17 protein-coding genes are annotated in these 20,440 nt (G+C 59.0%); 5 read left to right on the top strand and 12 right to left on the bottom strand.

Features of this window, described 5'->3' with window-relative positions; all coding sequences use genetic code 11:
- Positions 1–43: 43 nt before the first annotated feature.
- Positions 44–967, top strand: coding sequence for an MBL fold metallo-hydrolase (locus tag SJY29_RS13205; RefSeq protein ID WP_400083691.1), 924 nt, complete (start codon positions 44–46; stop codon positions 965–967).
- Positions 968–998: 31 nt separating this feature from the next.
- Here the strand turns inward: SJY29_RS13205 and SJY29_RS13200 are convergent, their stop codons facing one another.
- From SJY29_RS13200 to SJY29_RS13175, 6 genes are all read right to left on the bottom strand, one after another.
- A complete protein-coding gene (locus SJY29_RS13200; protein ID WP_400083689.1) occupies positions 999–3,443 on the bottom strand; it encodes an FAD-dependent oxidoreductase in 2,445 nt (814 codons plus the stop codon).
- Positions 3,444–3,476: 33 nt separating this feature from the next.
- Positions 3,477–4,355 (bottom strand): homocysteine S-methyltransferase family protein, encoded by an 879-nt coding sequence (locus SJY29_RS13195; protein WP_400083687.1) that lies wholly within the window; start codon positions 4,353–4,355, stop codon positions 3,477–3,479.
- A gap of 39 nt (positions 4,356–4,394) precedes the next feature.
- The gene (locus SJY29_RS13190) at positions 4,395–6,848 is read right to left on the bottom strand and encodes an FAD-dependent oxidoreductase (RefSeq protein WP_400083685.1); all 2,454 of its coding nucleotides are present in this window, start codon (positions 6,846–6,848) and stop codon (positions 4,395–4,397) included.
- Between the two features lie 226 nt (positions 6,849–7,074).
- Positions 7,075–7,665, bottom strand: coding sequence for a helix-turn-helix domain-containing protein (locus SJY29_RS13185; protein ID WP_400083684.1), 591 nt, complete (start codon positions 7,663–7,665; stop codon positions 7,075–7,077).
- Between the two features lie 78 nt (positions 7,666–7,743).
- Positions 7,744–8,196 (bottom strand): GAF domain-containing protein, encoded by a 453-nt coding sequence (locus SJY29_RS13180; RefSeq protein ID WP_400088931.1) that lies wholly within the window; start codon positions 8,194–8,196, stop codon positions 7,744–7,746.
- A 21-nt stretch (positions 8,197–8,217) separates the two neighbouring features.
- Entirely contained in the window at positions 8,218–9,372 is a 1,155-nt protein-coding gene (locus SJY29_RS13175) for an acetyl-CoA C-acyltransferase (RefSeq protein WP_400083682.1), read from the bottom strand.
- Between the two features lie 125 nt (positions 9,373–9,497).
- Here SJY29_RS13175 and SJY29_RS13170 point away from each other — a divergent pair, with 125 nt between their 5' ends.
- Complete coding sequence (locus tag SJY29_RS13170) at positions 9,498–11,072, top strand: gamma-glutamyltransferase family protein (protein ID WP_400083680.1); 1,575 nt, start codon at positions 9,498–9,500, stop codon at positions 11,070–11,072.
- 119 nt (positions 11,073–11,191) lie between these two features.
- Here the strand turns inward: SJY29_RS13170 and SJY29_RS13165 are convergent, their stop codons facing one another.
- The gene (locus SJY29_RS13165) at positions 11,192–11,761 is read right to left on the bottom strand and encodes a TetR/AcrR family transcriptional regulator (RefSeq protein ID WP_400083678.1); all 570 of its coding nucleotides are present in this window, start codon (positions 11,759–11,761) and stop codon (positions 11,192–11,194) included.
- Positions 11,762–11,874: 113 nt separating this feature from the next.
- Here SJY29_RS13165 and SJY29_RS13160 point away from each other — a divergent pair, with 113 nt between their 5' ends.
- Together SJY29_RS13160 and SJY29_RS13155 are read left to right on the top strand one after the other, a co-directional pair.
- Positions 11,875–12,939: an efflux RND transporter periplasmic adaptor subunit gene (locus SJY29_RS13160; protein ID WP_400083677.1), complete on the top strand. Its 1,065-nt coding sequence runs from the start codon at positions 11,875–11,877 to the stop codon at positions 12,937–12,939.
- Between the two features lie 3 nt (positions 12,940–12,942).
- Positions 12,943–16,080 (top strand): efflux RND transporter permease subunit, encoded by a 3,138-nt coding sequence (locus SJY29_RS13155; RefSeq protein WP_400083675.1) that lies wholly within the window; start codon positions 12,943–12,945, stop codon positions 16,078–16,080.
- A 204-nt stretch (positions 16,081–16,284) separates the two neighbouring features.
- On the opposite strand, the gene SJY29_RS13150 is transcribed toward SJY29_RS13155, so the two are convergent.
- Both SJY29_RS13150 and SJY29_RS13145 read right to left on the bottom strand, forming a co-directional pair.
- Positions 16,285–16,677 carry a hypothetical protein gene (locus tag SJY29_RS13150; protein WP_400083673.1) on the bottom strand — a complete coding sequence of 131 codons (393 nt, stop codon included), beginning with the start codon at positions 16,675–16,677 and terminating at the stop codon, positions 16,285–16,287.
- Positions 16,678–16,789: 112 nt separating this feature from the next.
- Positions 16,790–17,320, bottom strand: coding sequence for an NADPH-dependent FMN reductase (locus SJY29_RS13145; RefSeq protein WP_400083671.1), 531 nt, complete (start codon positions 17,318–17,320; stop codon positions 16,790–16,792).
- Positions 17,321–17,436: 116 nt separating this feature from the next.
- On the opposite strand from SJY29_RS13145, the gene SJY29_RS13140 reads away from it, so the two are divergent.
- Positions 17,437–19,089, top strand: a complete 1,653-nt coding sequence (locus SJY29_RS13140; RefSeq protein ID WP_400088929.1) for a thiamine pyrophosphate-binding protein — start codon at positions 17,437–17,439, stop codon at positions 19,087–19,089.
- Here SJY29_RS13140 and bluB read toward each other — a convergent pair.
- The 3 genes from bluB to SJY29_RS13125 are packed head-to-tail and all read right to left on the bottom strand — an operon-like array spanning position 19,086 to position 20,413.
- Positions 19,086–19,709 carry a 5,6-dimethylbenzimidazole synthase gene (bluB, locus tag SJY29_RS13135; protein ID WP_400083669.1) on the bottom strand — a complete coding sequence of 208 codons (624 nt, stop codon included), beginning with the start codon at positions 19,707–19,709 and terminating at the stop codon, positions 19,086–19,088. The genes SJY29_RS13140 and bluB overlap by 4 nt on opposite strands.
- Positions 19,710–20,069: a Lin0512 family protein gene (locus tag SJY29_RS13130; protein ID WP_327545346.1), complete on the bottom strand. Its 360-nt coding sequence runs from the start codon at positions 20,067–20,069 to the stop codon at positions 19,710–19,712.
- The gene (locus SJY29_RS13125; RefSeq protein ID WP_400083666.1) at positions 20,069–20,413 is read right to left on the bottom strand and encodes a Lin0512 family protein; all 345 of its coding nucleotides are present in this window, start codon (positions 20,411–20,413) and stop codon (positions 20,069–20,071) included. The genes SJY29_RS13130 and SJY29_RS13125 overlap by 1 nt, the downstream gene beginning before the upstream one ends.
- Positions 20,414–20,440: the final 27 nt, after the last annotated feature.

Raw genomic sequence — 20,440 nt, 5'->3', positions numbered from 1 at the left:
CTTTTGCATCACCTGACCAAGCGTCACCAATAGGAGAGACACGATGACTAAGCTGACACGCCGCAACCTGCTTGCCGCCGGCACGGCCTTGCCTTTCGCAGGCCTTGCCGCCGGAGCTGCCCGCGCCGAAGCCCCGATGATGGGTGCAAGTTTCGCCACACACCGCCGCTTTATGATCGGCAATTTCGAGGTGACAACAATCCTTGGCGGCACCACGCCCCGCGAAGCGCCTCAGGGCATCTTCGGCATGAACGTGTCGGAAGAAGAATTCGCCGCCGTCAGCCGCGACAACTTCCTGTCGACCGAGGCATCACAGTTCTTTTTCACACCCACACTGGTGAACACAGGCAGCGAAGTCGTGCTTTTCGATACCGGCCTGAACGCCGCCGCCACCGTCGCAGCCCTTGAGGGCGCAGGCTACACCGCCGACCAGGTCGATGTTGTCGTCCTGACCCACATGCACGGCGACCACATCGGTGGCCTGATGAACGATGGCGCACCAACCTTCGCCAACGCACGTTACGTGACAGGCCAGATGGAGTTCGACCACTGGGCTGGCGCCGAAAACGAAGGCTTCGAGGCGAACGTCCGCCCGCTGGCCGAAAACATGACCTTCCTTGGTGATGGCGGCGATGTCGTCAGCGGTATCACAGGCATGGCCGCGTTCGGTCACACGCCAGGCCATATGGTGTACCGCCTTGATAGCGCAGGCGCTGGCCTCGTGATTTTCGCCGACCTTGCCAACCACCCGGTCTGGTCGCTGGCGCGCCCTGATTGGGAAGTGCGCTTTGATGCCGACAAAGAGGCCGCCGCCGCATCACGCCGCAATGTGCTTGGCATGATCAACGCCGACCGCATTCCCGCCATCGGCTATCACATGCCGTTCCCGGCTGTCGGTTATGTCGACACAGGCTCCAACGGTGCCGAGTTCCGCTGGGTGCCCGAAGCGGGCCAGTTGATGGGCTAATTGCTTTGTGAAAGTCTGGCCACCTTGGTGGTCAGGCTTTCACTCTCTCGGATGCGGGATCATAAAACGGCTTCAATTGCGCCTCCGCCTGCACCCGTACCCCCATCACGTCAATCTCGTAGGTGCTGGCCAGTACATCGGCCACGCTCTCGCCCACGCATGGCACATATCCCATCCCAAGTGCGGCCCCCACATGGTGGCCATAGCCGCCAGAGCTCAGATGCCCCACAACCTTGCCATCCCGCAAAATAGGTTCGTTGTGATACAAGAGCGGCTCGGGATCGCTTAGTCTGAACTGGATTAGTCGCCGCTCCAACCCTGCGTCACGTTTGCGCATCACGGCGTCGCGGCCGATGAAGTCAGCTTTGTCGGTTTTCACGGCAAAACCTAACCCGGCCTCAAGCACGTGATCCTCAGCCGTAATATCGTGACCGAAATGGCGAAATCCTTTTTCCATGCGCGCCGCATCCATCATATGCATCCCGCAAAGTTTCAGCCCCATGTCCTGTCCCGCCGCTTGTAGTGTCTCGAACACATGGCCGGCCATGTCGGTCGAGACATAGATCTCCCAACCCAGCTCGCCCACATAGGTGACGCGATGGGCGCGGGCCAGACCCATGCCGATCTCGATCTCTTGCGCGGTTCCAAAGGGGTTCACGCCATTGCCAAAGTCATTTGGTGACACCGCCTCAAGCAGTTTCCGGCTGTTCGGCCCCATGACGGCCAGCACGCCTTCGCCTGCTGTGACATCGGTGATGACCACGTTGAAATCACCCATATGGCGCTGCATCCACGTCTGATCCGCCAGACGCGTCGCGGCGGGGGTGACCACCAGATAGGCGGTTTCGGACAGACGGGTTACCGTTACATCGGCCTCGATCCCTGCACGGGAATTCAGAAACTGCGTATAAACAATCTTGCCCACCGGCACGTCATATTGACCGCCGCCGATATGGTTCAGGAACGCCGTTGCATCGCGCCCCTCAACACGGATTTTTCCGAATGAGGACATGTCGTACATCCCCACGTTGGTCCGGATCGCATCCAGCTCAGCGGCGACATTGCCGAAGAAATTCTGCCGCTTCCAAGAGTATTCGTAGGCCGGGGCCTGCCCCGGCGCGGCGAACCAGTTCGCCCGCTCCCAGCCTGCAAGCTCACCCATGACAGCACCCTGATCCAGCAGATGCTGGTGGAACGGTGTCCGCCGCACACCGCGCGCGGTGGCCTTCTGGCGGAACGGGAAATGATCGGCATAAAGCAACCCCAGCGTTTCCTTGGAACGTTCAAACAGATAGGTCTTGTTGCTCTGAAACGGCTGCATCCGGCCAATATCCACGTCGCCCAGATCGAAGGGCTTTTCGCCTGCATCCATCCACTGCGCCAGCGCCATACCGGCACCACCTGCCGATTGGATACCGATCGAATTAAAGCCCGCAGCAACCCAGACGTTGTCCATCTCGGGCGCCAGCCCCAGATGATAGGCGTCGTCCGGAGTGAAACTCTCCGGCCCATTGAAAAACGTATGTATCCCCGCCTCTGCCAGCATTGGCATCCGTACAACCGCGGCCTCCAGAATCGGCTCGAAATGATCAAAGTCCTCGGGCAGTTGGTCAAACTCGAAATCTGCAGGGATACCATCCATCGCCCAAGGCTTCGCATTCGGCTCGAACGCGCCCAACAGGATTTTGCCTGCGTCTTCCTTATAGTAGGCACATTCATCGGGGACGCGCAGCACGGGCATCTGGGTCAGGCCCGCAATCGCCTCGGTCACGATATAGAAATGCTCGCAGGCATGCAGCGGCACGTTCACGCCCGCCATGCGGCCAACCTCATGGCCCCACATGCCCGCGCAGTTGACGATCATATCGCAGGTCATCGTGCCAGTCTCGTCGCCTGCCTCCCACTCAACGGATTGCACGCGGCGGCCGGCCTTATTGATCTTGGTCACCTTGGTACGTTCGGCCACCACAGCGCCCTTCATCCGCGCGCCCTTGGCCAGCGCCAGCGCGATATTGGCAGGGTCGCCTTGGCCATCTTTGGGCAGATAGACACCCCCCGTCACACCGTCAATATTCAGATGCGCATAGCGGTCCTTGATCTCACTGGGCGAGATTTCCTCGATCTCGACCCCGAACGCCCGTGCCATCCCCGCAGAGCGGGACAGCTCTTCGCGCCGCTCTTCTGTCAGCGCCACGGTGATCGACCCCACGCGCTTGAAGCCGGTCGCGACACCGGTTTCATCTTCCAGATTGCCATAAAGCTCCTGGCTGTATTTCGCGAGCTTGGTCATATTCGCTGTCGCGCGCAGCTGCGCGATCAATCCCGCGGCATGCCATGTGGTGCCAGAGGTCAGCTGTTTGCGTTCCAGCAACACCACATCCTTCCACCCCAATTGGGTCAGATGATAGGCGACAGAACAGCCAATGACGCCCCCCCCGATAATGACCACACGGGCATGATTTGGAAGGTTTGTCATGGCATTTTATCCTATTTGCCGCTCAAACGGCTGTTATGGTGTGGTAATTTGATGTCCGGCGGCTTTGATCTTTTCTGCCAGCTTCGCGATATGCGCAGGCCCGACCTCGCAGCAGCCCCCGACAATCGTGGCGCCCTGATCAATCCAGCCCATCACGAAACCTGCGTATTCCTCAGGCCCAAGGTCCTTGCGCGCGGTCAGCGCATCCACTGTGGGTTTATCACCCAGGAACCCTTCGCTGATCTTGGTAAACCCGTTGGCATAGCCGCCCAAGGGTTTGCCGGACGTGGCCAGAATACCCATCGTGGTGCTAATCGCCTCGGGCGACGAACAATTCGCCAGAATTGCACTGGCATCTCCCGCCACGGCAAAGACATCTGCCACAGGCTCACCCGAGCGCAGCTTTGTGCCATCGTTTTCATCCACTGTCAGGGCAAGCCAGACAGGTTTGCCGGTCGCAACCGTGGCTTCAAGGATCGCACGGGCGTGGGCAACAGAGGCAACGGTTTCACAAATAAGAATGTCGACATGCGGTGCCAGCATATTGGCAACCTCGGTGTAAATCGCGACTGCCTCTTCATGCGCAGGCATCAGATCAGGACGATAAGACGCGCGCAACGGTCCGATAGACCCTGCCAGAACACCCATACCTTGGGCCTCGTCAAGTGCGGCCTTTTGCAGGTTGGCAAAGTGATCTTCCATGCCGGTCCCTTCGAGCCTGTCGCGCAGAACGGCATAGGTGTTGGTGGTATGGACCGTCGCGCCTGCGGCGCGGTAATCGGCATGCACCTGCGCCACCAGTCCGGGGTGATCAATCATCACCTGCGTGGACCAAAGCGGTGTGGGCCGGTCTCCGGCACGATGGACAAGCTCCTGTCCCATGCCGCCGTCAAGAAGGATGATATCTGTCACGAAATGTGTCTCCGAATGTTATAGGTCCGATGGGCAAGATCACGCCCTGATCCGGCTGTTTTCCGGATCCCAAAGAGGCAGATCCTCTTGAATCGTCGCTATATAACGTTCGCCATAGATATCAACGTGAACCTTAGCCCCCGGCACAGCGGCATCCGCGCGCAGCATGCCAAGCGCGATGGATTTATCCACGCGGTAACCCCAACCGCCAGAGGTGGTTTCACCCGCTACCTCATCGCCCACCCAGATTGTGGACATGTAGGGCGCATCCGCAGGGCCGGGCTCATCCAGCGTCAGCGTGACGAAACGCTTTTTCACACCCGCCTGCTTTTCCGCCAGAAGGGCCGCCTTGCCGGTGAAATCCTGCGGCTTGTCGAATTTGATAAACCGCTCCAACCCGCCTTCAAGCAGCGAATAATCTGTGCTCAGATCACCTTTCCACGCGCGATAACCCTTTTCCAGCCGCAGCGCGTTCAGCGCGAACATGCCAAAGGGTACCGCACCAGCGCCCAGCACCGCGTCATAAAGTGCGGGCATGTCGGCAATGGCCGCATGGATTTCCCAACCCAGTTCGCCCGCAAAACTGACCCGCGCCAGCGCACAATCAACACCAGCAACTTTTGCCGCCTGATGGCTCAACCACCCTGCCGACAAATCCGCCTCAGTCCCGATGCTCTCAAACAAGTCTCGCGCCTTAGGTCCTGTCACGATTAGCGTGGAATATTCGGTCGTGTGATCCGTCAGAGACAGCCCCGCATCCAGCGCATCCTTCAGCACATCAAAATCATGCCATTGCGCCGTGGCCGCCGTAATCAGCGTGAACTGGTCCTCGCCATGCCGCATGACCGACATCTCGGTCAGGATCCGCCCGCGATCATCAGCGAAATAGGCAAGGTTCATGCGCCCGACCTTCGGCAATCCCCCCGCAATCCGACCGCGCAGCCATTCGGCGGCCCCGTCACCTGAGAGATTAAACCGCGAAAAACCCGGCAGGTCCAGAACGCCGACACCGTCGCGGACCGCTTCGCATTCTTCTTTGACGCGCGGCTGCCAAGGGCCTGCGCGCTCCCATGTTTCGGTTGCCTCAAGCGAGGTGTCATCACCCTCCTTGGCGAACCAGTTGGCGCGCTCCCAGCCGTTATAGGCACCCATCTGGCCACCTAGCGCGATGACCTTGTCGTGGACCGGTGACAGTTTCTTGTCGCGCCCCGCAGGCCACATCTTGTGGGGGAAATGCATGCCGTATTCGTGGCCGTAAATCTCCATCGCCTTCTGGTGGCAGTAATCCTGATCCGTGTAATCGGTATAGCGGCGCGGATCGCAGGCCCACATATCCCATTCGGTCTGACCGTCCACGATCCATTCGGCAGCGACCTTGCCCGCGCCCCCGCCTTGGGTGATGCCGAAGGTAAAGACGCAAGCCTCGAACGCATTCTTGACGCCGGGCATCGGCCCCAGCAGCGGCAGCCCGTCGGGCGCATAGGGGATCGGCCCGTTGATCACGCGGCCCACGCCTGCGGTGCCAAGGATCGGCACGCGGGCCATTGCATCCTCAATATACCACTCCAGCCGCTCCAGATCGTCGGGGTAAAGCTGGAAGCTGAAGTCCTCGGGCTGCGGATCATCGGGTGTCACCCAATGGGCCTTGCAGTTGCGCTCATAGGGGCCAAGGTTCAGCCCGTTCTTGTCCTGCCGCAGATAGTAGGAACTATCCACATCGCGCAGCAAAGGCACCTTATGGCCCATTTTCTCGGTCCAAGCCTTCAGTTCGGGAATTTCCTCGGTCAGGAAGAACTGGTGCGACATCGTCACCATTGGCACGGTGCGGCCGCCATAGGGTTTGAACCACTCGCCGACGCGTTGGGCATAATATCCGGCGGCATTAACCACCTTTTCACAGTCGATATCACCCTTTTCGGTATGCACGGTCCATGTGCCATTGGGGTGCTGGGTCACACCTGTGGCACTGCAAAACCGCTCGATTTTTGCTCCCATCTGGCGGGCACCCTTGGCCAAGGCCTGCGTCAATTGCGCGGGATCAATATCGCCGTCGTCCGGATCATAAAGCGCGCCTTCCAGATCATGGGTTTCCAGAAACGGATACATCTCTTTCGCGTCATCCGGCGTCATCAGCCGCAGGTTCAGTCCCTGATAGTTGCCCATGCCCATCGCGCGGGCAAACTCCTGCATGCGTTCCTTGGAATGCGCCAACCGGATGGATCCGGTGACGTGGTAATTCATCGGATAATCCACCTCTTCGGCGAGCCCTTTATAAAGGCCCAGCGAATAGCGCTGCATATTCATCACGGCCCAGGATGTGCTGAAAGACGGACAGTTTCCTGCGGCATGCCAGGTAGAGCCAGCGGTCAGCTCGTTCTTTTCCAGCAGTACACAATCGGTCCAGCCCTTCTTGGCCAGATGATAGAGGGTCGAGACCCCCACAACACCACCACCAATAATCACAACACGCGCAGTTGTCGGGAAATCAGCCATATCGTTTACCTTCTCTGGTCGGGGGCATGTGGGCCATGGTCCGTGAAAGAGTCATCATCGCCGGCATCGGCGGAAAACATATGTCCAGCAGGCGCCAACCACGCAGGCCGGTCAATGCAAACTGCGGCACTCTTGTAATGATTTGCGCCAGCCGGCGGGATAGGCTGCAGGGCATAAAAGCGAAGGCACGACTATCGAAGCGTTGATGCAGCGCCATCGCGAACCCTCAGTAAACCGGCGGCGAGATCACCCAGACGATCTCGCAGGGGGTGTCATGTTTGTTCCACCACTGGAACTGCTGTCCGCGCAAACGGAAGCTATCGCCGGCCTCAAGCTGGAAGTGCTGGCCATCAAGCGCAATCTCAAACTTGCCTTTGATGATATAGCAGACCTCTTGGGTCGGTCGGCTCAGGGGTTCGGGCAAGAATGAGTGGGGGGCGAATGCGGAATGGATGACTTCAAAATCATCGGTCAGATCGGGTGACAAAAGCGCCTCGGTCAAGCCTTCGGTCCGGCTGCCGATCGGGCGGCGCGCATGCGACCGCACAATATGCCCTTCTTCTTCCGGGGGGATGGCAACCTTGAAAAAGCTTGATATCGACACATCGAGAGCTTTTGCGATGCGGGCCAAATCGGTGCGGTCCGGATAGGACAAATCGCGCTCGACCTGGCTGAGCCAGCCAACGGAACGGCCCAAAGTTGCAGCTAGATCAGCCAGCGTAATCCGCCGTGACTTGCGCAATGACCTTATGTCCGCTCCAAGCGATGAAACGGTGACATTTTCATCCCGCATGATCGCACCGTGAAAAAATGACATAATTATTCATATACCGTGGTCCTTAGCATTTGCATAATAGTTTTTGTGCTGAATGCTGCGGATACTGCCAGCGGCGCGCTATTTTGCAAAGGCGAGATTGAGGACAGCCTGCATGCCCGCGATATCCGCCTGATCAAAGGCATCGGGTTGATCGCTATCAATATCAAAAACACCCAGCAACGCACCGTTGCGGGCATGGACCGGCAGCACCAGCTCCGAGCGTGTACTGCTGGCGCAGGCAATGTGGCCGGGAAATGCATCAACATCCGGCACAAGCTGTACTTCACCCGTGCGCGCGGCGGCTCCGCAAACACCCCGCGAAAATGGGATCACCAGACAGCCGTGCCCGCCCTGATACGGCCCGATCTTGAGCATCTCGGGGCCGGTCACCCGATAAAAACCGGTCCAGTCGAAACGGTCATCGCTGTGATGCACCTCGCAGGCAACTGTCGCCATCAAGGAAATCACGTCATCCTCGCCTTCGGTCAGCGCGGCAATCGTTTTGGTCAGGTCATCATAATTCACGCGCATCGCAGTATCTTTCATGTCTTGCTAAACCCGCTCAATTGCAATCGCCGTGCCTTCGCCGCCACCGATACAGATGGCCGCAACGCCCCGTTTGAGCCCACGTGTTTCCAATGCATTCAGCAAGGTCACGATAATGCGCGTACCGGATGCCCCAATCGGATGGCCCAAGGCGCAGGCACCGCCATTCACATTCACAATGTCGCGCGGGATGTGCATCTCATGCATGAACGCCATCGGCACAACGGCAAAAGCCTCGTTGACCTCCCACAGGTCCACATCATCAACGTCCCAGCCGATCCTGGCCAAGAGCTTTTGCGCGGCAGGCACGGGCGCCGTCGTAAACCACCCCGGTGCTTGCGCATGGCTGGCATGGCCCACGATCCGCGCACGCGCGCCACTTTTGTCAGCCGACAGAACCAAGGCCGCCGCGCCATCGGAAATGCTCGATGCATTGGCGGCCGTCACCGTCCCGTCAGGGCGGAATGCAGGTTTCAGCGACGGGATCTTTTCGGGCCGTGCCTTGCCCGGTTGTTCATCTCGGGTGAAGACATCTTCACCATTGCGGCTATGCACGGTGACGGGGGCGATTTCATTGTCAAACGCGCCAGACCTTTCGGCATCCAGCGCGTTGGACAGGGACGCGATCGCATAGTGGTCCTGCGCGTCACGGGTGAACTGGTACTTCTCGGCGCAATCCTCGGCAAATGTGCCCATTAGACGGCCCTTGTCATAGGCATCCTCGAGCCCGTCGAGGAACATGCTGTCCTGCACACTCTGGTGCCCGATCCGCGCCCCGCTGCGCAGTTTCGACATCAGATATGGTGCATTGGTCATGCTTTCCATGCCGCCTGCAACCATCGTGTCGGCGCCGCCAAGGGCGATCTGGTCAAACGCCATCATCGCCGTTTTCATGCCGGAACCGCACATCTTGTTGACGGTCGTGGCCGGTACGCTGTCATCCAGCCCCGCCAGAAACCCCGCTTGCCGCGCAGGGGCCTGTCCCAGACCTGCGGGCAAGACGCAGCCCATCAAGACCTCATCAACATGTGGTTTGCCAGCGCCCGCAAGTGCGGCCTTGATCGCGGCGCCCCCCAAAGTGGGTGCATCCACATCGGAAAAAATTCCCTGAAACCCGCCCATCGGTGTGCGGGCGGCACCTTTGATGAAAACATCACGCATGATCTTACTCCCTCCAACGCAATAGACGCTACGCCTGTGTCGCCGAAAGGAAAAGCCTGAACATTTGCGTTGCGCGTCGCAGCGATCGGGCTAGGTTCACCGGCAATATCAGGAAGGACCTCCCCATGCGCAATTTTCACCACCCCGGCCGCTCGGCGGTTTATGCAACCAATGGCATGTGTGCCACGTCGCACCCGCTGGCCGCGAAAGTCGCTGTGCAAATGATGGAATCAGGTGGCAATGCCATGGACGCCGCGATTGCGGGGGCAGTGCTGCTGGGCCTGTGCGAACCGCAGATGACAGGCATCGGCGGGGATTGCTTTGTGCTGATGACACCGCCGGGCGAAGACCGCGTTGTGGCGCTGAACGGATCGGGCCGTGCGCCTGCGGGAATAGACGCCGACAAACTGCGTGCCAAAGGTGACGTGATCGCACCCTATTCCGCCGATGCGGTCAGCATACCGGGCGCGGTTGATGCCTTTTGCCGCCTGTCCAAGGACTGGGGTAAACTCGGCCTCAAGGCCGTTCTCGCACCGTCTATCCACTATGCCGAGGCCGGTATTCCGGTGGCAGAACGCGTCGCCTCCGACTGGGCGCAATCGGTGGATAACCTCTCGGGTCACGCCCGCGACCTTTATCTGCTGAACGGTGAAGCCCCCAAGGCAGGGCAGCTGTTCCGCGCACCAGAACAGGTGGAGGTGCTGCGCCGCATTGCCATGGACGGGCGCGCAGGCTTCTACGAGGGAGAGGTCGCCGAAGACATGGTCGCCTCGCTCAATGCGCTGGGCGGCACGCATACGCTGGATGATTTCGCGAATACGACCTGTGACTACACCGACCCGATCATGGGTGGCTATGGCGGGCTCGATCTTTACGAGCATCCGCCAAACGGGCAGGGGGCCACGGCAATCCTGCTGCTGAATATCCTGAAGCATTTCGACATCGCAGGCATGGACCCGTGGGGCGCCGAGCGCGTCCATATTGAGGCCGAAGCAACCAAACTCGCCTACGACACGCGCAACCGGTTCCTGTCCGATCCCGAATACATGACGCGGCTCGACTATATGACGTCACCCGACACAGCGGCGAAACTCGCAGCCCTGATTGACCCGAAGAAAGCCATGCCCGCAGGGCTGCCAGGGGCCGAGGCGGTACACAAGGACACCATCTATATCACCGTCGTGGATAAAGACCGCATGTGTGTGTCGCTGATCTATTCGGTCTTCCACTCTTTCGGGTCCGGCATCGCGTCGGATAAATTTGGTGTGCTGTTCCAGAACCGCGGGGCAGGGTTTACCCTAGAGCAAGGTCACCCCAACGAGGTCGGCGGCGGCAAACGCCCGATGCACACGATCATCCCTGCCATGCTGAAGAAAGACGGCAAGGTCCACATGCCCTTCGGTGTCATGGGTGGGCAGTACCAGTCCACCGGACACGCGCGTTTCGTCACCAACGTCACCGATTTCGGCCTGTCGCCACAGGCTGCGATGGACGCGCCGCGCAGTTTTGCGGAAGGCGCGGAATTGCGGGTCGAGGATGGCTACAGCGACGCTGTCAAAGCGGAACTTGCCGCAATGGGCCACAACGTGGTGCGCCCCGACACAGCCATCGGCGGATCACAGGCAATTCTGCTTCATGAGGATGGTGTGCTTGAGGGCGGCAGCGACCCGCGCAAAGACGGGTGCGCGCTCGGGTATTGATGAGGGCTATCAGCGCCGCCCTACACTTGGTGTAATGGATGTAGGGTGGCGTGCCTTCAGGGTCCGCGTGCACGGCCGTTCTTTTCCGGATAGGGAATGACACTGCCGCGAGACCAAAATTAATTGATCAAAATCAATGCCTTGATCGCCTCCAGATGACCTGCCTTGAGTTCACCAACAGGAAAATGTTCATCCAGATCGTCAAATTTCGCAAACATCTCCCGCGAAAGCGAAAGCGTGACAATCGGCCCTATAAACAGGTGTGACATCAGCTTCTTGTCTATCGGCTTGAAGACACCCGCCTTTGTCCCTTGGGCAAGGATCTGGGCCACCAAGGCCTCATGCGGCAGGATATATTCTTCACGAAAAGACCGCGCCACCTGCGGAAACGCGCGCGATACTTCGGCAATGAGAGGCGACATGCGCCCGACTGCCGAATTAATCACCGTGTCGTATAACGTGTCGAACGCCTGTGACAGCTTTTCCTCCGGACTGGCCTGGTCGTCCGCGACAATTGTTTCAAGAGAGCTCAGCGCGTGTTGATAACCATCGGTCACGCAGGCAATGAACAGATCTTCCTTGTTAGCGAAATGATAATAAAGACTCGCTTTGGTCATGCCCGACGCTTTCGCGATCGCGCTCATCGACGTTCCCGCGAAGCCGTTTTGCAAAAACAGGTCGGTCGCCAAATCTATAATGCGGCCCTTTGCGTCGCGATCTTTGTTTTTTTCCATTTCTAGTTGACCTGGTCTGAGTTATGCCTATCTACCGAACGGTAGGTAGATAATAGGAGCGTTCGGCGATGAAACAAGGTTGGATGAAAGCATGGGCAATTGCCATAGCGTGCTTTGTCGCCGTTTGCCAAACCGCACAGGCACAAAGTCAAGACACACCGGTATTTGTTCAGACAGAGGTGGTCGGCGCGGCATCGCAAAGCGTAACACGCCAGTTCTTCGGACAGGTCGCGGCGCTGGAGACCGTTGATCTCTCATTCGAAGTCGGCGGCTACATAGAAACCCTCGAAGCCCCAGAGGGTGCTTCCATCGAAGAGGGTACGGTGTTGGCCCGTCTCGACATTGCCCCGTTCGCGCGTGCCGTCGAACGAAGCCGGCTGGCACTTGCGCAAGCGGAACGCGACCTGATCCGCGCACAGCAACTGGCCACGCGAAACGTCACGTCCGAGGTGCAGGCCGAAAACCTGCAAACGGCGCGTGACCTTGCAGATGTTGCTTTGCGCGAAGCCGAGGCCGCTCTTGCCGATGCGGCCATCATCGCCCCATTCAAAGGGATCGTCGCAGACCGGCTGGGCACTGAATTCACCACCATCCAGCAGGGTCAGCCTATCCTGCGCCTGCACAATATGTCCGAGACGCGTGTCGAGTTTGAACTGCCGGAAAGGCTTCTGGCGCAGATCGGGGACCCCAGCGTTGTGACCTTTGAAGGTCATCTTGCCGGGTTGAGTGATCCGATCCCCTTAGCATTTCGCGAATACCGGGCCGAAACGGCGCAGATCGGCCAAAGCTATACGCTTTCTCTCGCTGCCGAACTGGCAGCGGATCAGTTGCTGCTACCGGGGCGGACGATCCGGGTGCACGCCAGCATTAACCGCCCGACAAACGGCATCATTGTTCCGCAAACTGCAATTACAACACGGGCGGACGGGCAGACTGTCGTCGTCGCGCTTGACGGAAATGGCCCCATATTCACCGCAAGGCATGTCCCGGTGTCTGTGGCCTCGACAAATGGGGCAGAGTTCATCGTCACCGGCCTTCCCGCAGATACCGAGATCGTCACCATCGGGGCGCATCTGGTTCCGGACGGAGCCGCAGTGAAACGGTTCGTCGGCCTCACCGTGGAAGGGCTCTAAGCTATGCAGATTGCGCGTCTATCTATCGAACGGCCACTCTATACCTGGATCTTGATCCTCTTTTGCTTGGTCGGCGGGGCCGCAGGATACTTTGGCGTCGGCAAGCTGGAAGATCCAGTTTTTACCCTGAAATCTGCCATTATCACCACCCCCTACCCGGGTGCGACAGCGGCCGAGGTGGCGATGGAAGTATCCGAGGTGCTGGAGTCCGAAATCCAGCAGATGAACGAGGTTGACTTCGTCACCTCCAGCAACACACCGGGACTGTCGGTGGTTGAGGTGACGATCCGTGATACCTTCGGCGGCGATGAACTGGCCCAGGTCTGGGACGATCTGCGCGACCGTGTGGCCGATGCGCAGAGCAAACTGCCTGCCGGAGCAGTGCCATCGAGCGTCAACGACAGTTTTGGCGACGTTTATGGCCTGCTCTACGCTGTCACAGCGCCGGGTTATGACGATGCAACCATTTGGGATATCGCCACCTTCCTGCGGCGGGAACTGCTCACGGTTGACGGCGTGGCCAATGCCGAACTCCGCGGTCTGCCGGAAGAGGCGATCTTTATCGAGCCATCAGGCGAAATCCTGACAGCTCTGGGTGTTTCACCTGATGTGATTGTCGGCGCTGTTTCCGCCGCTGATGAGGTGGTACCAACCGGCACCGCGTCAAACGGGCGGCAGGATTTGCGTGTCGACGCACCCGCACCCGATGATAGCGTCTCCGAGATCAGCGCGCTGACCTTCGGGGTGCAGGGCGAAATCCTGAACCTGACCGATGTCGCCGAGGTCTATCGTGCCCGCATTGATGCGCCACGCCAGATGATCCGCCACAACGGTGCCGAAGCATTTACAATTGGTGTTTCGGGGCTCAACTCCGAGAACATCGTCGCAGTCGGTCAGCGGGTGGAAGACCGGATCGACGAGATTGCGACACTCTTGCCTGTGGGTGTCACGCTCGCACCGATTTATGAACAGCACCGCGTTGTCGACACCGCAAACTCGGATTTTCTGGCCAACCTTGCCATGTCTGTAGCCGTTGTCATCGGTGTGCTGGCGCTCTTCATGGGATGGCGCGCGGCGGTTGTCGTGGGGGGCTCGCTGCTGTTGACCGTCAGCTTTACATTCTTCTTCATGTATCTCTTCGACATCAAGGTCGAGCGGATCAGTCTGGGCGCGCTCATCATCGCCATGGGCATGCTTGTGGACAATGCCATTGTTGTGGCTGAAGGAATGCAAATCCAGATGAAACGGGGCCGCAAGGCGGTTGCGGCGGCAACAGAGGTCGCCGCACGGACGCAAGTCCCGCTGCTGGGTGCAACCATCATCGGTATCATGGCGTTCGCCGGTATCGGACTTAGCCCTGACAGCTCAGGCGAGTTCCTGTTTTCGCTCTTTGCGGTCATCGGGATTTCGCTACTGCTGTCATGGTTGCTGGCGGTTACAGTCACACCGCTTCTGGGCAGCTACTTCTTTGTTACCGACACCAATCCGGAGGCCAAAGACCCTTACGACACGGTCTTTTTCCGTAGTTACGGCAAGGTTGTGCGCGGCGCGCTTCGTGCCCGCTGGTTGGTGATCATGGCATTGATCGGGGCGATGGTGGCAGGCCTAGGCGCAATGGGCATGGTCAAACAACAGTTCTTTCCGCCCGCCACGACGCCGATTTTCTATCTCAACTACAAAGCCGCACAAGGCACCGCGATTGAAACCGCACGCGACGACCTTGCACAGGTCGAGGCGTGGTTGCTGGAACAGCCGCAGGTCGAAGCTGTTACCACGACGGTTGGCGCCAGCATGACCCGTTTCCTGCTGACATATCCCACTGCGGACCCATCACCCTCATACGGTCAATTGGTCATCCGCATGACCAGTTCTGACGTCTTTCCCGAACTTGCAGCAGGTCTGACAGACTTCACGGCCCGCACGATCCCTTGGGCAGAAACGCGGGTGCAGCAGATCATCTATGGTCCCCCCGTAAGCGCAGATGTCGAATTGCGCCTGTCAGGTCCGGATCCGATGGTCCTGCGTGGACTGGCAGATGAAGCCCAGGATATTCTGAAAGAGCAGACCGACCTTCTGGTCACTGAACGTATCGACTGGCGTGAACGCGAACTGACAACGCAACCCATCTTTGCGACGGACCGCGCGCAGGCGCTGGGGATCACGCGTCAATCCGTGTCTCAGGTTATCGCACTTGCCACTGATGGACTGCAGGTTGGCACCTTCCGCGAAGCCGACCGCCAGTTGCCTATCTTGATCCGCACGCCACGCCATGAACAACTGGGCGGCGAATACCTTCTTGATCAACCGATCTATGCGCCCAGCATCAACGGCTACACAACGCTGGATCAGGTGCTTGACGGCTTCAATGTGATTGCCCGCGATACCGTGATCGCGCGTCGTGACCGCACGCCCACCATCAGTGTGCAGGCCTTTACCATTCCGGGTGTGCTGGCTCCTGAAGCATTTGCACAGGTGCGTAACGCGATCGAGGACATGCCGCTGCCGCCCGGTTACCGGATGGAGTGGGGGGGAGAGTTCGAAAGTTCCAGCACGGCGCAGGAAAGCCTCGGCAGGCAGATGCCGCTGGCTTTTGGCACGATGCTGTTGATCACAATCCTGCTCTTCGGCAAGTTGCGCCAGACCGCCGTCATCTGGACAGTCGTGCCTATGGGCGTGACCGGTGTTGGTTTTGGCCTTTTGTTTACGAACCTGCCCTTCAGCTTTACAGCGCTCTTGGGTCTTCTGAGCCTATCGGGCATGCTGATCAAGAACGCCATCGTGCTCGTGGAAGAGATCGACAACCAGAAATCTGAGGAAGGGCTTGCGCAATCGGAAGCGATTGTGACCGCCTCTGTCAGTCGTCTGCGTCCGGTTGTCCTTGCGGCGGCCACAACAATCCTTGGCATGGTGCCACTGCTGACAGATGCCTTCTTTGCCTCAATGGCGGTGGCAATCATGGCAGGCCTCGGCTTTGCGTCTGTTCTCACGCTGATCGGCGTGCCTGCGCTTTATCATACCTATATGCGTAAAGAGCGGCGCGCCGAAAAAGCCGCGACCAATTCCGCAAAGACGCCTGGCCTTCTGATGCGCTTGCTCTCCCCTGTGTCCAAAACAGGGCCGAAACAGATCGCAGCCGAATAATGCAAGAACAAAGGACAAGGATGGCAGAGTTTTTGGCGCGCGAGCTGCTTTTCTGCGGGAAGCCTCTGATGCCAACCGCGATGGGTCTGCCATCATCTTGCGAATTGCGGTTGGCCAGAAAAACTCATCAGTTGGTCTGGCCAGGTGTCCGATTTCTGCGCCTGAGGCCTACGGCACGACGCTGAATTGGACAAGGCGGGGCGTTCAGCCTGCCCGGAGCGACCGTAAAAAGAGCCCGATCCCGCCGACCAGCAGCACCAGTATCACGATCAGATCAAACGCGCTCATCTGGGCTAGTTGCAGCGTCATATTCGCGATCACACCGAAGATCAGCGCCACAAGTGCCGCGCCTGCGATCCCCCATCCCAGCCAGTTCTTGGCGTTGTAAAAGATCATCCCGACCCCGAACATGAACGGGATCAGGATCATGCCTGATGTGATCGGCACGCCGCCGATCCCGAAAACGCGGCTGCCCAGTCCGAAGTTCGGCCGCACCACAATGCCATTCAGCAACAGATAGCCACCGCCCACCATCATGATCAGCCCGATCAGAAAGCTGCCGGTCCCGCCATCAGATCCACCTGCGCCACGTGCCATCTAAGTCTCCAGTTTGTCACTCTTTGACAGAGTTTAGGGCTGTCCTGCGGCTTTTGCCAGATGCATCCGTGTATGCACAGGGTGTGTACAGGCTGTGTACGTAATCTGTACGCTAAGTCCGGGACTTGAGCTCACCCATCAGTTCGGTCAGCAGCTTGATGTAAAATTCACCCTTGATCTTGCCGTTTTCATCGAATTCCTTGCCGGAATTCGCGACGAGCACCTCTGGTCCCTGCAAGATGTCGGGCCGGAACGGCATCATCATCAGGCGAAGCGCAAACTGCGTACGCTCGCCGCCCGCGCGGCCTGCAGCGGCTGACATGATGGCAAGAGGTTTGTTGTTCCAAGGATTGCCCTCGGTCCGGCTGACCCAATCCAGCGCGTTCTTCAAGGCGCCCGAGGGTGCCTTGTTGTACTCGGGCGTGGAGATGATGACCGCATCCGCCGCAGCGATCTGATCGGAAAGGGTTTGGACCTTCGCAGGGATACCGTCTGCCGCTTCTACGTCGCCGTTGAAGAGGGGAAAATCGATGTCGGCGAGGGTGAATGTATCGGCGCCAAAAATCTCCGCTGCGTTCTGGACCAAAAGCGTGTTGGTCGATGCCTTGCGGAGCGAGCCTGAAATGCCAAGAAGAGTTGTCATTTGTAATCCTTTCAACGGTTTCAGGACAGATAGAGCGCAGGTTGGAAAGCGCAACAGTAGCCCTTGCACAGCCTATGTGCATGGCACATGCTGCCCGCAAAACCTGGGAGAACATCATGGTCCGGCATGGCGGAAAAATATTGAGCGATCAACTGGTTAAGCTCGGCGTAGAGCGAGTATTCTCGGTGCCGGGCGAAAGCTTTCTTGCGGCCCTCGATGGCCTGTACGACAGCGGCATTCCCAACATCGTCTGCCGTCAGGAAGGTGGTGCGGCAATGATGGCTGAGGCCTACGGCAAAATGACCGGTAAGCCCGGTGTCTGTTTTGTCACCCGTGGACCGGGGGCGACCAATGCCTCTGCAGGCATCCATATCGCGATGCAGGACAGCACGCCGATGGTTATGTTTGTCGGCCAGATCGACAATAGGCAGACGGATCGCGAGACTTTTCAAGAGGTTGATTATAAGTCATTTTTTGGCGGTCTGGCGAAATGGGTCGCACAGGTGAACGACACCGACCGCCTGCCGGAATATATCGGCCGCGCGTTCCGTGTGGCCATGTCCGGCCGCCCCGGTCCTGTGGTGCTGGCACTGCCGGAGAACATGCTCAGCGCCAGCGCCGATGTGCCCGATCTGCATATCCCCGAGGTGATCGCAAATCCGCTGCCAGACAGCGCAGCCCAGACGATCCTGCACGCTTTGGCACAGGCCGAACGCCCGCTGGTCGTCGTGGGCGGACCGCACTGGTCTGCACAGGCCCAAGCCGATCTGCAGGCCTTTGCCGAGCGCCAGAATATCCCGGTCGCAGCAGGCTTCCGGCGTCAGGATTATATGGATAACCACCATGCCAATTATGCCGGTGATCTGAACGTTGGGATCAATCCGAAACTTGCACATCGGGTGCGCGATGCGGATACGCTGATCCTGCTTGGAACGCGGTTCGGCGATATCGAAACGCAAGGCTATACGCTGGTTGACCCCGCCAATCCGGCCAAGCGGATTGTGCATGTACATGCCGACGCGGATGAACTGGGGCGGGTTTACACCCCTGACATCGCAATCAACGCCACCGCGCCTGCGGTGCTGCGCCAGTTGGCAAATGCCGAACATGCGGGCGATTGGTCCGGCTGGAGCAGCGCTGCGCGGGCTGATTATGACCACTGGCTGACCCCGCAGGAAAGCCCCGGCGCACTGAAGCAAGAGGCGGTGATCAAATGGTTGTCCGAACATCTGCCTGACGATGCGATCATCACAAACGGGGCAGGGAACTATGCTGCATGGCTGCACCGTTATTTCGTTTACAAGCAATACGGCACACAGCTTGCCCCGACTTCCGGGTCGATGGGATACGGGTTTCCGGCAGCGATTTCCGCGTCGTTGGCACATCCGGATCACACTGTCGTTTGCCTTGCGGGTGACGGTTGTTTCCAGATGACTTGTAACGAGATGTCGACCGCCGTTCAGCATGGCGCAAAGCCGATTGTCGTGGTGATGAACAACGGCCGCTATGGCACGATCCGCATGCATCAGGAAAAGACCTATCCGGGGCGGGTGTCGGGGACTGCACTTGCCAACCCTGATTTTGCCGCACTCGCGCGCGCCTATGGCGGGCACGGTGAGAAGGTCACGCGGTCCGAGGATTTTGCCGAAGCCTTTGCGCGCGCCCAAGCCGCAGCCACCGTGGCTATCATCGAGTGTCAGGTCGATGAGGAGGCGCTGACAACCGCCGCGACGCTCAGTGCTGTCAGAGCTGCGGCGCAGAAGGCCTAGACATCCTGCCAGATGGTTTCTGCGTTGGTTTGCCACGCGTTGCGATGCAGCAGCGGTGTGTCATCGTCAGTGGCGGCTTTGCCGAGGCAGAGATAGGCGGTCAGATCCCAGTTGTCGGGCGCATGCAGGTGATGCGCCACAGCCTGCGGATCTAGGATTGAAACCCAGCCGACGCCAAGGTTCTCGGCGCGGGCGGCAAGCCAAAGGGTGTGGATGGCGGCTACCGTAGAATAGGCGAGCATCTCTGGCATGGTCTGGCGCCCCAGACCGTGCCCTGCTTTGGGGTCTCTTTCCGTAAAAACGGCGAGATGGACCGGCGCTTCGCGGAGCCCTGCCAGTTTCAGCCGGTTATAGGCGGCGCGCTGATCGTCTTTGTAGGCTGCGGCGGCCTGTGCATTCGCGGCCTCGAAATTGTGGATCACGGCCGCGCGCAGATCGGGGGATTTCACGTGGAGTACCCGCCAAGGCCGCGCATTTCCGACCGAAGGTGCAAAATCCATCGCCTTGCGCAGCCGGTCCAGCACTTCCTGCGGGACCGGATCGGGTAGAAAGTGCCGGACATCACGCCGCCAGAGCAGGATATCCTGCAAGGCGTCCCGATGAGCCTGCGTCAGCTCCATCTAGGCTTGTACCCATTTGCCCGCTTGAGACGGCAAAAAGGCCTCGACTGCCGCTGTGGCGATCACGGCGGTGTCACCTGTTTCGGGGTTGGGTATATTCAGCCCGCCTTTGACTACGCTGACATGCGCGCGGCCACGCGGCAGGCCGGATGTCAGGGCCTCCGGGTCGATTTTGTCAGGCTCTTGCACAGCAACGGTGACCTGCACCCGCATTTCGCCGTGGGGCAGGTTGATGCTGTCGAATATCGGCAGAGTGGAATGCCGGATCGCGTCTTCGATTGCGCGGGCGGCGGCCTTTTGATAGTCCATCCCGTGCAGGTCATTGCCCATGCCCATTTCGATGATGATCCGTTGCTCCATCAGGTCCGCTCCATTTCGAATGAGACATTGATGGCGACATTGGCAATGACCGTCGGCTTGCCGTCGGGGCGGGGGATATCAAGGCCACCGTGGTGGACGGTGATCGTGGGCTGGCCGTAAGGGAAGATGTCCAGCAGACTTGTGGTGTCAACTTGCTCGGGTTGTTGCACGCCGATTTCCACGTCGATCAGCATCGCTTCTTTGGGAAAACCGAAGAGCTCGGCCATATTGATCGAGTTGTGCCACAGCGCGTCCTGCAATCCACGGCGCGCGGCTTGGGTATAGTCTTGGCGGCGCAGGCTGGTGCCCATGCCGAATTCAGTCAGGACGCGGTGTTTGGGCATTTATGACCTCTTGGATTATCTTGATTG

Origin of the sequence: Yoonia sp. R78084 (genome assembly GCF_044595625.1) — a bacterium.
Classification (GTDB): domain Bacteria; phylum Pseudomonadota; class Alphaproteobacteria; order Rhodobacterales; family Rhodobacteraceae; genus Yoonia.
The sequence above is the reverse complement of the archived record's forward strand: the minus strand, read 5'-3'. Positions and strand labels throughout refer to the sequence as shown.

Excerpts from the sequence above, each read along its gene's own strand:
- SJY29_RS13205 (WP_400083691.1), top strand. The coding sequence starts at position 44 with ATGACTAAGCTGACACGCCGCAACCTGCTTGCCGCCGGCACGGCCTTG.
- SJY29_RS13200 (WP_400083689.1), bottom strand. The coding sequence starts at position 3,443 with ATGACAAACCTTCCAAATCATGCCCGTGTGGTCATTATCGGGGGGGGC.
- SJY29_RS13190 (WP_400083685.1), bottom strand. The coding sequence starts at position 6,848 with ATGGCTGATTTCCCGACAACTGCGCGTGTTGTGATTATTGGTGGTGGT.
- SJY29_RS13185 (WP_400083684.1), bottom strand. The coding sequence starts at position 7,665 with ATGTCATTTTTTCACGGTGCGATCATGCGGGATGAAAATGTCACCGTT.
- SJY29_RS13180 (WP_400088931.1), bottom strand. The coding sequence starts at position 8,196 with ATGCGCGTGAATTATGATGACCTGACCAAAACGATTGCCGCGCTGACC.
- SJY29_RS13175 (WP_400083682.1), bottom strand. The coding sequence starts at position 9,372 with ATGCGTGATGTTTTCATCAAAGGTGCCGCCCGCACACCGATGGGCGGG.
- SJY29_RS13170 (WP_400083680.1), top strand. The coding sequence starts at position 9,498 with ATGCGCAATTTTCACCACCCCGGCCGCTCGGCGGTTTATGCAACCAAT.
- SJY29_RS13160 (WP_400083677.1), top strand. The coding sequence starts at position 11,875 with ATGAAACAAGGTTGGATGAAAGCATGGGCAATTGCCATAGCGTGCTTT.
- SJY29_RS13155 (WP_400083675.1), top strand. The coding sequence starts at position 12,943 with ATGCAGATTGCGCGTCTATCTATCGAACGGCCACTCTATACCTGGATC.
- SJY29_RS13150 (WP_400083673.1), bottom strand. The coding sequence starts at position 16,677 with ATGGCACGTGGCGCAGGTGGATCTGATGGCGGGACCGGCAGCTTTCTG.
- SJY29_RS13145 (WP_400083671.1), bottom strand. The coding sequence starts at position 17,320 with ATGACAACTCTTCTTGGCATTTCAGGCTCGCTCCGCAAGGCATCGACC.
- SJY29_RS13140 (WP_400088929.1), top strand. The coding sequence starts at position 17,437 with ATGGTCCGGCATGGCGGAAAAATATTGAGCGATCAACTGGTTAAGCTC.
- bluB (WP_400083669.1), bottom strand. The coding sequence starts at position 19,709 with ATGGAGCTGACGCAGGCTCATCGGGACGCCTTGCAGGATATCCTGCTC.
- SJY29_RS13130 (WP_327545346.1), bottom strand. The coding sequence starts at position 20,069 with ATGGAGCAACGGATCATCATCGAAATGGGCATGGGCAATGACCTGCAC.
- SJY29_RS13125 (WP_400083666.1), bottom strand. The coding sequence starts at position 20,413 with ATGCCCAAACACCGCGTCCTGACTGAATTCGGCATGGGCACCAGCCTG.